The sequence below is a fragment of the Arthrobacter sp. 8AJ genome (genome assembly GCF_902506025.1).
In the GTDB taxonomy this organism is placed as follows: domain Bacteria; phylum Actinomycetota; class Actinomycetes; order Actinomycetales; family Micrococcaceae; genus Arthrobacter.
In genome coordinates this window covers 2,647,396-2,660,401 of the sequence record NZ_LR733289.1, presented here as the reverse complement: position 1 = coordinate 2,660,401, position 13,006 = coordinate 2,647,396, and the positions used below count along the sequence as shown (strand labels likewise).

Sequence of the window (13,006 nt, the reverse complement as noted above, 5' to 3'; positions counted from 1 at the left end):
TGCCTGGCCCGGGTTTTAACGGCCGGCGGCAGGAAGCCGGGACAGTCCTTCCAACAGATCCTGCTTCCGGCCGCACAGCGCGATCCGGACCCACCCCTCGCCGATGGACCCGAAAGCGGTCCCGGGAGCCAGCGCCACCCCGGAGTCGGCCAGGAACCGCCGGACCCAGCTCCGCACATCGCCGCCGGTTACGTGGGACATGTCCGCCCACAGGTAGAACGCGCCCTGCGCCGGCAGGTAGCGGATGCCCTTCGCCGCCAGGACCGCGGACGCCGCATCCCGGTTGTCCCGATAGTGCTGGTGCGCGTGCCGCACGTAGTCCTGCGGCCCGGTGAGGGCTGCGAGCGCGGCGTACTGCGGGGCGGACGCCACGCAGGAGACGATCGATTCCATGACGTTGTCCATCTGCTGCTCCAGCCCCGGCGGGCAGATGAGCGCGCCGATCCGCAGGCCGGTCAGGCCGTAGGTCTTGGACAGCGTCAATGAGGTGAACACCCGCGCATCCTCGGCCGTGCCGCCGTCGAATTGTGCCGGGCTGACGTGCGGGACATCGTAGGTGAATGCCTCGTAGCACTCGTCGGAGATGACCCAGATGTCATGCCTTCGGGCCAGCTCCACCAGCTCACGGACCAGGTCTTCACTGAGCACGGCGCCGAGCGGGTTGGACGGGGAGTTGAGTACCAGGACCCGGGTGCGGCTGGTGATCAGGGCTTCCACGTCCGCGACCCGGGGCTGGAAGCCGTGGTCCGGGTGCAGGGGATAGCCGACGGGAACGGCGTTCAGCAGCCGGCTGGTCATGGCGAAGGTGGGGTAGCCCGGGTTCGGGATCAGGATCTCGTCGCCGGGGGAGAGCAGCAGGCTCATGGCGAAGTGCAGGCCCTGCTGCGCGCCGGAGACCACGTACACCCGCTCCGCGCCGACGTCCACGCCCTGTTCCTCCCGGAACCTGGCGGCGAACGCTTCGCGGAGGGCCGGGATCCCGGCGTTGGGCGTGTAGTTGGTCTCGTCCCGGTCCAGGCAGGCGATGCCGGCGTCCAGTACGTGGCGGGGGAGGGGGAAGCCGGGCTCCCCGATGCTGAGCACCACGGCGCCGGGAGTGCGCCAAGCGGCCTCGGTAATCTCACGGATCTGGTTGACGGGCACGTCGCGGACATGGGCGGCAAGCTCAGGCATGCCAGCCATCCTAGCCGTCCCCTGCCCTGCCTCCGCCCCGTCCGGTGACGTGGCCGCCGTGGTGGGGCGCCGCCGTCGTCCGCTCCCTGCCGGTTCCCTGCACATGCGCTCCAACCTGCGCCCATATACTGGGAGGCGTGCTTTCTGGACTGGTGATAGTGGACAAGCCGCAGGGATGGACCAGCCATGATGTGGTTGGCCGGATGCGGCGCCTCGCAGGGACCCGGAAAGTGGGGCATGCAGGAACCCTCGATCCCATGGCCACCGGTGTGCTGGTGCTGGGCATCAACAAAGCCACCCGGCTGCTGACCTACATCGTGGGCACCTCCAAGACCTACACCGCCACCATCCGGCTGGGCCAGTCCACGGTGACCGACGACGCGGAGGGCGAGGTCACGGCCACCACCAGCGCGGCCGGCATCACCGACCAGCAGATTCACGACGGCGTCGCGGAGCTGACGGGCGACATCCAGCAGGTGCCCAGCAGCGTCAGCGCGATCAAGGTCAACGGCGAACGCGCCTACGCCCGCGTGCGGTCCGGCGAGGACGTCAAGCTCGCCGCGCGCCCCGTCACCATCCACCGGTTCGACGTGCATGGCATCCACAGGGACGCGGCAGCGGACGTGGTGGACCTGGATGTAACGGTGGAATGCTCCTCCGGCACGTACATCCGTGCCCTCGCCCGGGACCTGGGCAACGCCCTCGGCGTCGGCGGCCACCTCACCGCGCTCCGCCGGACCCAGGTGGGGCCCTACTCGCTGGACCAGGCGCGGACCCTCGAACAGCTCGCCGATGAGCTCAATGTCCTGGACATGTCCCTCGCCGCCAGGGCGCTGATGCCCAACCGGGAACTCACCGCCGAAGAAACCGCCGAGATCTCCTTCGGCCGGCGGATCGCGGCCGGTGCTGCAGCCGGGACGCCCGGCGCCGCCACGGTGGAGCACCCTGCCGCGGCCTTCGCTCCCGACGGCACCCTGGTGGCCCTTCTCGCCGACGCGGGAAGCTACGCCAAACCGGTCCTGGTCTTCGCCCCCGGCACCGGGCCTGGCGCCGGGGCCGGACCTGGCGACGGTGCGGCAACAACCTCCGCAGCGGAGGCATAGGCGTGGACGCGTACTTTTGGATCATCCTGGTGGTCGGCCTGGTATCCACCCTGCTGTGCCTGGGCGCCGGGATCCTGAAGAAGGCACCCAACGACGTCACCATCCTGTCCGTCGTGGCCGTCGAAGTGGCCCTGGTGGTCTACCTGGTGGGGTCGATCGTCCGCGTGATCGCCGGCGAACCGATCGCAGGGGAAGCCTGGGAGTTCTGGGGCTACATGGCCACCGCGATGCTCCTGCCACCCGCCGCCATCTACTGGTCCATCCTGGAGCGCACGCGGTGGAGCAACTTTGTCCTGGCCGCTGTCGGCGTCACGGCGCTGGTGATGGCAGCCCGAATGAATCAGATCTGGTACTGAAGTGGAAGAAGCAGCAGAAATGAAAGACCAGCAGGCCCAGCCCGCCACCGGAGAAACCGTCCGCAACACCCGCAATACCGGGCCCGGGCGCCTCCTGATCGCGGTGTACGGGGTGTTCGCCATCTCGGCCACCGCCCGCGCCGGCTACCAGATCCTCACCAAGTTCTCCGAGGCACCCCTGGCCTACCTGCTCTCCGCCTTTGCCGCCCTGGTCTACATCCTGGCCACCGTGTCACTGGCCAAGGCCGGAACCACATGGTTCAAGGTTTCGGTTGCGGCGGTGCTGGTGGAACTTGCCGGCGTCCTGGTGGTGGGGACCCTGAGCATCCTGGACTCCGTGCAGTTCCCGCATGAGACCGTCTGGTCGCTGTTTGGCCGCGGCTACGGTTTCATCCCGCTGCTGCTGCCCATCCTGGGGCTGGTGTGGCTTTACCGGCGCCGGCCCTCACAGGCGAAGACTGCGCAGTGACGGGCAAAGCTGCACAGTGAATCCGGGTAATCTTGAAGAGTTCCGCGGCCGGAAGGGTCCCGGAACGTTGATGCTTTCAGGCAGCTTAAGGCGAGGGTGATGGTTTACATCTGGAACGATCCGTCCGATGTCCCGGCGGACTTCGGCCCATCTGTTGTCACTTTCGGCAACTTCGACGGCGTTCACCGAGGCCACCAGCAGGTGCTGTCCCAGCTGATCCGGTCGGCCCGCCTCTCCCATGCCAAGGCAGTGGCCGTCACGTTCGACCCCCACCCCGCGGTGATCCACCGGCCGGAGGCTGCACCGGAGCTCATCATGGGCCTGGATGACAAGCTGGAGGCGCTGGGCGAGCTGGGCCTGGACGCGATCCTGGTGGTCAAGTACTCCCTGGACCTCGCCAGCCTCACGGCCGAAGAGTTCGTGGAGCAGTACCTGGTGGACTGCCTGCACGCCAGCCACGTGGTCATCGGCCACGATGCCCGGTTCGGCCGCGGCAACTCCGGCGACCTGGACACCATGAAGGCGCTCGGCGAAAAATTCGGCTTCGATGTCCAGGTGATCAGCGAATTCGGGGCCGAAGGCTACCCGCTGCATGACGACGACGGCACGGACCGCCGCTGTTCCTCCACCTGGGTGCGCGAAGCGCTGCAGGCCGGAGATGTCACCACCGCTGCATCGGTCCTGGGGCGGCCGCACCGGATGCGCGGCGAGGTGGTCCACGGCGCCGCCCGCGGCAGGGCACTGGGGTTCCCCACGGCGAACCTTGCCTCCAACGCCACAGGGCTGATTCCCGCCGACGGCATTTACGCCGGGTGGCTGGTGGACCAGGCCGGCAAGCGCTGGCCCGCGGCCATCTCCGTGGGGTCCAACCCCACGTTCGACGGCGTCAGCCGCCAGGTCGAGGCGCACGTCATCGACAGGCCCAAGGAAGCCGTGGAGGACTTCGATCTGTACGGCCAGACAGTGATCGTTGAATTCGTGGAGCGGCTTCGCGGCATGGTGGCCTACCGTGGCCCTGAGGCACTGGTGGAACAGATGCGGCTGGACGTGGCCCAGGCCCACCAGCTCCTGGGCGGCCGTTGACAGTACGGCCCGGGTGACAACAACGAAAGGCAGGACGTGTCCGTCGAGAAGAACACCCGCAAGCTGGATAAGGGGATTGTCCGCGACTTCAGCTCACGGATGAGCTACGCCTCCTACCTGCAGCTCCCCACCCTGCTCAGTGCCCAGCAGCCGGTCAGCCAGCCCGAACACCACGACGAACTGCTGTTCATCATCCAGCACCAGACCACGGAGTTGTGGCTGAAACTGGTCCTGCATGAACTGCGCAGCGCCGCCGCCTGGCTCCGCGACGACGACCTCGGTTCGGCGCTCAAGGGCATCGCCCGGGTCAAGCACATCCAGAAGACCCTCACCGAACAGTGGTCCGTGCTGGCCACCCTGACACCCACCGAGTATTCGCAGTTCCGGGGCTTCCTGGGCAACTCGTCAGGGTTCCAGTCCGCACAATACCGGGCCGTCGAATTCGTCCTGGGAAACAAGAACCGCAAGATGCTGCCGGTCTTCGAATCCGATCCTGAGGCCCACGCAATGCTCGAGGAACTTCTTGCTGCTCCCAGCATCTACGACGAGTTCCTGGCCTACCTCTCCCGGCAGGGCTTCGACGTCCTGCCCGCAGTCCTGGACCGGGACGTGACCCGCGCCCACGAGTTCACCCCGGAGCTGGTACCGCTCTTCAAGCACATCTACGAGAATGCCGCGGACAACTGGGCGGCCTACGAGGCCTGCGAGGAACTGGTGGACCTGGAGGATAATTTCCAGCTCTGGCGGTTCCGGCACCTGCGCACCGTCCAGCGGACCATCGGCATGAAGACCGGCACCGGCGGATCCAGCGGTGTGACCTTCCTGCAGAAGGCCCTGGAACTGACTTTCTTCCCGGAACTATTCGCGGTCAGGACGGAGATCGGACAATGAGCATCCACCAGGAAAACATCGCCGGCGTGACAGCGGAAACGCTCCGGCAGCGCGCCGGGGAGCTGGACCGGAAAGACGCCCTGGCGCACTACCGCGACCACTTCATCGGCACGGACACGCCCCTGTCCTACCTGGACGGTAACTCGCTGGGCCGGCCCCTGAAGCGGACGGCGGACGACGTCGCTGCCTTCATCCGCGACGAGTGGGGCGGCCGGCTGATCCGCGGCTGGGACGAACAGTGGCTCGCCATGCCGCAGGCCATGGGCGACCAGCTGGGCCGTGCCGTCCTGGGTGCGGCGCCGGGGCAGACCATCATCGCCGACTCCACCACCGTGGTGCTGTACAAGCTGATCCGGGCAGCCCTCGCCGCCGCGGCGGACCCGGACCGGAACGAGTTGGTGCTCGACACCGAAAACTTCCCCACCGACCGCTACCTGGTGGAGGGCATCGCCCTCGAGGAAGGCCTGACACTCCGCTGGATCGAACCGGATCCCGCCGCAGGGGTGACCCTTGAGCAGGTGCGCCAGGCCACCGGGCCGCGCACCGCCGTCGTCCTCCTCAGCCAGATCGCCTACCGTTCAGGCCACCTCGCTGACCTGCCGGGCATCACCAAAGCAGTGCACGACGCCGGCGCCCTGGTGGTGTGGGACCTGTGCCATTCGGCGGGGTCGGTGGAGATCGACCTGGACGGCGCGGACGTGGACTTCGCCGCGGGCTGCACCTACAAGTACCTCAACGGAGGCCCCGGCTCCCCGGCGTTCGCCTACGTCAACGCACGGCACCTGCCCGCACTGAACCAGCCGATCTGGGGCTGGATGGGACGCAAAGACGCTTTCGAGATGGCGGCCGGCTACCAGCCGGCATCCGGCATCCGTGGGTTCCTCAGCGGCACTCCCGCGATCTTCGGCATGATCGCCATGCAGGGGACCCTGGACCTCATCGAAGAGGCCGGCATGGCCGCCATCCGGTCGAAGTCCGAAGACCTTACCGCCTTCGCCGTTGAGGTCTTTGACGCGTGGCTGGAACCCCTGGGAGCCGAACTGGCCACGCCACGGAATCCGGGGGAGCGGGGCGGGCACATCACGGTGGACCACGCGGACTTCACGAAGGGAACCGTCGAGGCCCTGTGGGACGGCGATGTCATCCCCGACTTCCGCTCGCCGCACGGCATCCGGGTGGGCCTGTCACCCCTGAGCACCAGCTTTGCCGAAGTGCTCCACGGCATGGCCGCCATCCGGGACAGGCTGCAGGGCTGACCACGGCGGTGATCCCGCCGCACGTGTTTCGACAAGGTTAGGCCCGGGCCGGTAAACTGGACGATGGATCCGGCTGCAGTCCGTGGCGGCTGGTTCCTGTTGGTGGCGGCCCCTTCCGGATTACCGGGGCGGACGAACACGGCAGACCCGGCAGTGAGTTACTGACCTGGGCCCTCACGGCACATTCCCAAGGAGTTATTGTGGCACTTGACGCCGCTGTAAAGCAGTCCATCATCAAGGAATACGCAACCGCCGAAGGCGACACCGGTTCACCGGAGGTCCAGGTTGCCGTCCTGACCCAGCGGATCAAGGATCTGACTGAGCACATGAAGGAGCACAAGCACGACTACCACACCCAGCGCGGTCTGCTGGCCATGGTTGGTCGCCGCAAGCGCATGCTGAGCTACCTCAAGAAGACTGACATCGCCCGCTACCGTTCGCTCATCGAGCGCCTCGGCCTGCGCCGCTAGTCTGGCTTTGGGGCGGCCCTTTCCATCCGGAACGGGCCGCCTTCTTCAAATGAAAAACTAAACAGGAGGATCAACCGCATCACGCATTCGCGGTCCTCGGTAGTGATCCCCGGGAACGGCTTCGTTGACTGAAGCCGGCGGCCCGTGGGTCTCGATCGATGACCGGGTGCAGGGCCAGTAGACAGATGCTGGCCGGGTTGATGCGGCTGGACTTCCGTAAAAAAGAAACGGAGGTGACTCTCTTGGAGGGTCCCGAAATCCAGTTCTCGGAAGCAGTCATTGACAATGGCCGTTTCGGCAAGCGCGTAATCCGCTTCGAAACCGGCCGGCTTGCCAAGCAGGCAGCCGGCGCGGCCATGGTGTACATCGACGATGACACCGCGCTGCTGTCCGCAACCACCGCCGGCAAGCACCCGCGTGAAGGCTTCGACTTCTTCCCGCTGACCGTCGACGTCGAAGAGCGCATGTACGCTGCCGGCCGTATCCCGGGCTCATTCTTCCGCCGCGAAGGCCGCCCGTCCACCGAAGCCATCCTGGCCTGCCGCCTGATGGACCGCCCGCTGCGCCCCGCCTTCATCAAGGGCCTGCGCAACGAGGTCCAGATCGTGGTCACCGTCCTGGCCATCAACCCGGACGAGCTCTACGACGTGGTGGCCATCAACGCCTCCTCCATGTCCACGCAGCTGTCCGGCCTGCCGTTCTCCGGCCCCATCGGCGGCGTCCGCGTTGCCCTGGTGAACGACGAAAACGGATCCCAGTGGGTTGCTTTCCCCAAGCACTCCCAGCTGGAAAACTCCGTGTTCAACATGGTGGTTGCCGGCCGCGTTGCCGGTGACGACGTCGCCATCATGATGGTCGAGGCCGAAGCCACGGACAACTCCTGGAACCTCATCAAGGAACAGGGCGCCACCGCCCCCACCGAAGAGGTTGTGGCCGAGGGCCTGGAGGCTGCCAAGCCGTTCATCAAGGCCCTGTGCGACGCCCAGGCTGACCTGGCCGCCCGCGCTGCCAAGCCCACGGTCGAGTTCCCGGTCTTCCTGGACTACGAGGACGACGCTTACGCCGCCGTCGAGTCCGCTGCCGCCGACAAGCTCGCCGCCGTCTTCCAGATCGCCGACAAGCAGGAACGCGACAACGCTTCCGACGCACTCAAGGACGAGGTCCTCGCCGGCCTCGCCGGCCAGTTCGAAGGCCGCGAGAAGGAACTCTCCGCAGCGTTCCGCTCGGTCACCAAGCACGTTGTGCGCCAGCGCATCCTCAAGGACCAGGTCCGCATCGACGGCCGTGGCCTGACGGACATCCGCCAGCTCACCGCCGAGGTCGAGGTCCTGCCCCGCGTCCACGGCTCCGCCATCTTCGAACGCGGCGAGACCCAGATCATGGGTGTCACCACGCTGAACATGCTCAAGATGGAACAGCAGATCGACTCGCTGTCGCCGGTCACGCGCAAGCGCTACATGCACAACTACAACTTCCCGCCGTACTCCACCGGTGAAACCGGCCGCGTGGGCTCGCCCAAGCGCCGCGAAATCGGCCACGGCGCCCTGGCCGAGCGCGCACTCGTGCCCGTCCTGCCGTCCCGCGAGGAATTCCCCTACGCCATCCGCCAGGTGTCCGAAGCCCTCGGCTCCAACGGTTCGACGTCGATGGGTTCCGTCTGCGCCTCCACCCTGTCCCTGCTGAACGCCGGTGTGCCCCTGAAGGCCGCCGTCGCCGGCATCGCCATGGGCCTGGTCTCCGACCAGGTGGACGGCCAGACCCGCTACGCAGCCCTGACCGACATCCTCGGCGCCGAAGACGCCTTCGGTGACATGGACTTCAAGGTTGCCGGTACCTCCGAGTTCGTCACGGCCATCCAGCTGGACACCAAGCTCGACGGCATCCCGGCCTCGGTCCTGGCCGCAGCCCTGAAGCAGGCCCGCGAAGCCCGCCTGCACATCCTCGAGGTCATCAACTCGGCCATCGACACCCCGGACGAGCTCTCCGAGTTCGCACCGCGCGTCATCGCCGTGAAGATCCCCGTGGACAAGATCGGCGAGGTCATCGGCCCCAAGGGCAAGATGATCAACCAGATCCAGGAAGACACCGGCGCCGACATCTCCATCGAGGACGACGGCACCGTCTACATTGGCGCCACCAACGGTCCGTCTGCCGACGCAGCACGCTCCGCCATCAACGCCATCGCGAACCCGCAGGTCCCGGAAATCGGCGAGCGCTACCTGGGTACGGTCGTCAAGACCACCACCTTCGGTGCCTTCGTATCGCTGACCCCGGGCAAGGACGGCCTCCTGCACATCTCCGAGCTCCGCAAGCTGGCCAACGGCAAGCGCGTGGACAACGTGGAGGATGTGGTCTCCGTCGGTCAGAAGATCCAGGTGGAAATCACCAAGATTGACGACCGCGGAAAGCTCTCGCTCGCCCCGGTGGTCGCTGAGGAAGAGGCTCCGGCCGACTCCGAGCGCGCTCACGCCACGGAGCCTGCCGAAGGCGCTGACGTCTAACAGCCCGGGCTTCCCGGCACAAGCATGAAGCGGCGGGACCGGTGGATGATCCACCGGTCCCGCCGCTGTTACGATGGCAGCCAGATCCGGCTGCCCGTCCTGAAAGGCATCAATGACTGTTGTACCCCTGCCGCTTGAGCAGAACCACGCCGGCGACACCCTGGTCCACGGCTCCGACGGCGGGTCCGAGGTTCGGCGTTCCGTGCTGCCGGGGGGAGTGCGGGTACTGACGGAAGCGATGCCGGGCCAACGGTCAGCCACCATCGGGTTCTGGGTGGGAGTAGGCTCCCGCGACGAAGCTCCCGGCCAGCACGGATCCACCCACTTCCTTGAACACCTGCTGTTCAAGGGCACCAGGCGCCGCACGGCCCTGGAGATCGCCTCCGCCTTTGATGAGGTGGGCGGCGAATCGAACGCGGCCACCGCCAAGGAAAGCACCTGCTACTTTGCCCGGGTCCTGGACTCGGACCTGCCGATGGCCATCGACGTCATAGCGGACATGATCACCGGCGCCGTGCTGGACCCTGACGAGATGGAGCAGGAACGGGACGTCATCCTCGAGGAAATCGCCATGGACAGCGATGACCCCACCGATGTTGCCCACGAGCACTTCGTGGCCAAGGTCCTGGGCAGCCACCCGCTTGGCCGTCCCATCGGCGGCACCCCCGCGGCCATCAAGGCCGTTGCCAGGGACTCCGTGTGGGAGCACTACCGCAGGTACTACAAACCGGAGGAACTGGTCATCACCGCCGCGGGCGGCCTGGACCACGACGTCGTCTGCGGCCTTGTGGTGGACGCCCTCCAGGCCGCGGGCTGGTCACTGGAACCGGACGCGGCACCGGTGCAGCGCCGCTCCACCGAACGTGCCCTGATCACCGGAACCGCCGGCCTGCACGTGGTCAAGCGCGCGGTGGAGCAGGCGAACATCATCATGGGATGCCCCACCATCGTTGCCACCGACGAGCGCCGCTACGTCATGAGCGTCCTGAATGCGGTGCTGGGCGGCGGCATGTCCTCCAGGCTGTTCCAGGAAGTCCGCGAGAAGCGCGGCCTGGTGTACTCCACCTACTCCTTTGCCTCGTCCTACGCCGACGCCGGCTATTTCGGCATGTACGCGGGCTGCACACCATCCAAGGTCCGGCAGGTGCTGGACCTGCTGGCGATCGAGCTGGACAAGCTCGCCGAACACGGAATCTCCGAGGACGAGCTCCGCAAGGCCGTGGGACAGCTTGGCGGCGGAATCGTCCTGGCCCTGGAGGACACGGGCTCGCGGATGTCCCGGCTGGGCAGGGCCGAACTGGTGTCCGGCGAATACCAGGACATTGATGAGACGCTGCGCCTCATCAAGGCCGTCACCGTTGAACAGGTCCAGGAACTGGCTGCCGAACTCGCCGCAGCGCCGCGGACCGTCACAGTGGTTGGCCCGTTCGAGGAGAACGAGACCTTCGGGCTGTAGCCAACCGGCTGCATACGGCACAGAGGCTGGCGGCGCCACGCAGAAGAGTCCATCCTGAGGTGCAAGGGATTCATGTCTGCAGGCGGGGCGATGGGCGGTGCACGAAATGGAGCAAGGGCATCCTGCCCTGTCCGGCCTTCTGGGCCACTGGCGGGGCCAAACCCACGTCGCTGCAGGCCCATGGGGGCCCGAACGCAGTGTCGACGCCGAGGTGACCTACAGCCGGGTGGCCGCGGGACTGGGCGTCGTGCAGAGCTACCGCCACGTCGAACCGGACGGCAGCCATTTTGAAGGCCACGGCATCTTCACTGTCGATCCGGTCCACAACGACGTGCTCTGGTATTACGTGGACAGTACTGGCGTGCCGCCCGGTACTGCCGCGCGCTGTACCTGGCGCCACGGCGTCCTCCGCGTTGATCGTCCCAGCGACGCCGGATGGACCCGCCACTCCCTCCTGCTCCGTGACGGTGTCCTGACCCACGTCACCGAGTTGCGCTCAGTTGCCAGGGACGACGACGGCGGTGCAGCAGGTGCGGAAGCCGCTGCGGATGGACGAAGCCCGGCCTACAGGCCGTTTATGCGCTCGGTCTTCCACCGGGTCTGAGGTGCTTCGACTGGCTTGAACTGCTCGCCGGGGCCTTCGCTGCGGCTCAAGGCTCAAGGCTCAAGGCTCAGGGCTCAGCCTCAACGATGCGCGTCCGGGGTGCTCCAGCGAGGGCAGGGGCGTTGGCAAGGGACCGCCAGACGTTTTCGCGGAGGTTCGACAGCAGCCGCTCTGCCTGGTCCCGGTCAGCGAAGTCCAGCTCCACCACGACGTAGTGGGGGTCTCCGATCGGCCGGCCGATCCTGTGCGCCAGCACGCCCGAGGCGGCACGGCCCACCGGGTCACGGTCGAAGGCCGACTTCCAGGTGGGGAAGTCGGTGATGGAGTGTTCGATCTGCAGCGTGTACATGGGAAGCCCCTTTTCCTCTAGCCAGGATGAGATGCATGACACTGCCTAAAGTAGGCGGGCCGGAATCCTCCGGGTATCCCAGAATTCTGGATGGCACATCCACGCAAACGATGCGGGAGGACCGGCGCATACTGGAGGCATGAAGAGGGCCTGGGCGATGGACCGAAGCCTGGACCACATCCGGGTTCTCGCCGGGTCGGGACTGGACCACCAGGCCCTAAGGAAGGCCGTGCTGGGGGAGTTGGGCAGGACGCTGCCCTTCGATGCCTTCGTGTGGCCGCTCTGCGACCCCCGCACCACGGTGGGAATGGCGCCCCGGGCCAGGATTCCCTGCCCCCGGGAGTTACCCGCACTCATCCGGCTCAAGTACCTCTCGGAGCCGGCGCGCTGGACGGGGCTCATGGACTCGTCGTCCCCGGCGCTAAGCCTTCAGCATGCAACCCGGGGGGAGCCCGCGCTAAGCCTGGCATGGAGGGGAGTAATGAAGGGCTGCGGCGTCCGGGACGTGCTGTCAGTCGTCGTTGCCGACAAATACGGATGCTGGGCGTGGCTTGATCTCTGGCGGACCGGAACCGCAACGGACTTCACCCTGGATGAAGCCAAATACATGGGCAAGGTGGCAGCCGAATTAACCGCGGGGCTGCGGCGGTCTGTTGCCGGGCAGTTCCAGGCAGGCCCCGTGTTCCAGGCAGGCCGCGCACTCGAGGCCGGCCAGGTGTTCCAGTCAGGCACAGGGCAGCGGGACCTGCCCGAACAGGCCGTCCTGACGTTGGACGAAGATCTGTCGGTGGCCGGCCAGAGCGCCTCGGTTGCCGGATGGCTGCGGCTGCTGCAGCCCGGGCCGTCCCCTCACCATCAGGTGCCCGCCGAGGTCCTGAACGTTGCGGCCCAACTGCTCGCCAGGGAAGCGGGAGTCGACGCGCACGACGCGGAATGCAGGGTCCATATCGGCGAAGGCCGCTGGGCCATGCTGCGGGCCACCCGTATGGACTCGGGGCAGACCGGTGCTGTGAATTCCGGGCAGGACGCAGCCGCGGCGCCCCTGGCCGTAACCATCCAGGGCTGCCCACCTTCGGACCGGCTGGACATGTTCGCCAGGTCTTTTGGCCTGACGCCCCGGCAGCGGGAGCTGCTGCTGCTGTCCGCCGCCGGCGCGGACACGGGAACAATGGCTGAGGCCCAAGGGGTGACCTCCTACACGGTGCAGGACCAGTTCAAGCAGATCTTCCAAGCCTGCGGCGTCCACAGCCGCGCGTCCATGCTGGCCAAGGCGTTGGGGAGTTAGCAAGGCCAGT

Annotated in this window: 13 protein-coding genes; 11 read left to right on the top strand and 2 right to left on the bottom strand. The window is 66.9% G+C overall.

All coding sequences use genetic code 11. The features are described 5' to 3' along the window. Window positions 1–15: 15 nt before the first annotated feature. Window positions 16–1,173 carry a pyridoxal phosphate-dependent aminotransferase gene (locus BACI349Y_RS12395; RefSeq protein ID WP_201302439.1) on the bottom strand — a complete coding sequence of 386 codons (1,158 nt, stop codon included), beginning with the start codon at window positions 1,171–1,173 and terminating at the stop codon, window positions 16–18. A gap of 137 nt (window positions 1,174–1,310) precedes the next feature. Between BACI349Y_RS12395 and truB the strand changes: the two genes are divergently transcribed. From truB to BACI349Y_RS12345, 10 genes are all read left to right on the top strand, one after another. Then, entirely contained in the window at window positions 1,311–2,276 is a 966-nt protein-coding gene (gene truB, locus BACI349Y_RS12390; protein WP_159632353.1) for a tRNA pseudouridine(55) synthase TruB, read from the top strand. 2 nt (window positions 2,277–2,278) lie between these two features. Then, entirely contained in the window at window positions 2,279–2,632 is a 354-nt protein-coding gene (locus BACI349Y_RS12385) for a hypothetical protein (RefSeq protein ID WP_159632352.1), read from the top strand. 19 nt (window positions 2,633–2,651) lie between these two features. Beyond that, window positions 2,652–3,101 (top strand): hypothetical protein, encoded by a 450-nt coding sequence (locus BACI349Y_RS12380; protein WP_159632351.1) that lies wholly within the window; start codon window positions 2,652–2,654, stop codon window positions 3,099–3,101. A 99-nt stretch (window positions 3,102–3,200) separates the two neighbouring features. Continuing rightward, window positions 3,201–4,184 carry a bifunctional riboflavin kinase/FAD synthetase gene (locus BACI349Y_RS12375; RefSeq protein ID WP_159632350.1) on the top strand — a complete coding sequence of 328 codons (984 nt, stop codon included), beginning with the start codon at window positions 3,201–3,203 and terminating at the stop codon, window positions 4,182–4,184. 36 nt (window positions 4,185–4,220) lie between these two features. Further along, window positions 4,221–5,075 carry a tryptophan 2,3-dioxygenase gene (gene kynA / locus BACI349Y_RS12370; RefSeq protein ID WP_159632349.1) on the top strand — a complete coding sequence of 285 codons (855 nt, stop codon included), beginning with the start codon at window positions 4,221–4,223 and terminating at the stop codon, window positions 5,073–5,075. Next, a complete protein-coding gene (locus BACI349Y_RS12365) occupies window positions 5,072–6,331 on the top strand; it encodes a kynureninase (RefSeq protein WP_159632348.1) in 1,260 nt (419 codons plus the stop codon). The genes kynA and BACI349Y_RS12365 overlap by 4 nt, the downstream gene beginning before the upstream one ends. Before the next feature lie 200 nt (window positions 6,332–6,531). Next, on the top strand, window positions 6,532–6,801 hold the full coding sequence (rpsO, locus tag BACI349Y_RS12360; RefSeq protein ID WP_043452786.1) for a 30S ribosomal protein S15: 270 nt from the start codon (window positions 6,532–6,534) through the stop codon (window positions 6,799–6,801). A gap of 242 nt (window positions 6,802–7,043) precedes the next feature. Beyond that, complete coding sequence (locus BACI349Y_RS12355; RefSeq protein ID WP_159635603.1) at window positions 7,044–9,302, top strand: polyribonucleotide nucleotidyltransferase; 2,259 nt, start codon at window positions 7,044–7,046, stop codon at window positions 9,300–9,302. Between the two features lie 112 nt (window positions 9,303–9,414). Next, window positions 9,415–10,758 carry a M16 family metallopeptidase gene (locus tag BACI349Y_RS12350; protein WP_159632347.1) on the top strand — a complete coding sequence of 448 codons (1,344 nt, stop codon included), beginning with the start codon at window positions 9,415–9,417 and terminating at the stop codon, window positions 10,756–10,758. A gap of 106 nt (window positions 10,759–10,864) precedes the next feature. Further along, a complete protein-coding gene (locus BACI349Y_RS12345; RefSeq protein ID WP_159632346.1) occupies window positions 10,865–11,362 on the top strand; it encodes a DUF1579 family protein in 498 nt (165 codons plus the stop codon). A gap of 67 nt (window positions 11,363–11,429) precedes the next feature. Here BACI349Y_RS12345 and BACI349Y_RS12340 read toward each other — a convergent pair whose 3' ends face one another. Further along, window positions 11,430–11,711: a hypothetical protein gene (locus tag BACI349Y_RS12340; RefSeq protein WP_159632345.1), complete on the bottom strand. Its 282-nt coding sequence runs from the start codon at window positions 11,709–11,711 to the stop codon at window positions 11,430–11,432. 139 nt (window positions 11,712–11,850) lie between these two features. On the opposite strand from BACI349Y_RS12340, the gene BACI349Y_RS12335 reads away from it, so the two are divergent. After that, complete coding sequence (locus tag BACI349Y_RS12335) at window positions 11,851–12,996, top strand: helix-turn-helix transcriptional regulator (protein WP_159632344.1); 1,146 nt, start codon at window positions 11,851–11,853, stop codon at window positions 12,994–12,996. Window positions 12,997–13,006 lie beyond the last annotated feature (10 nt).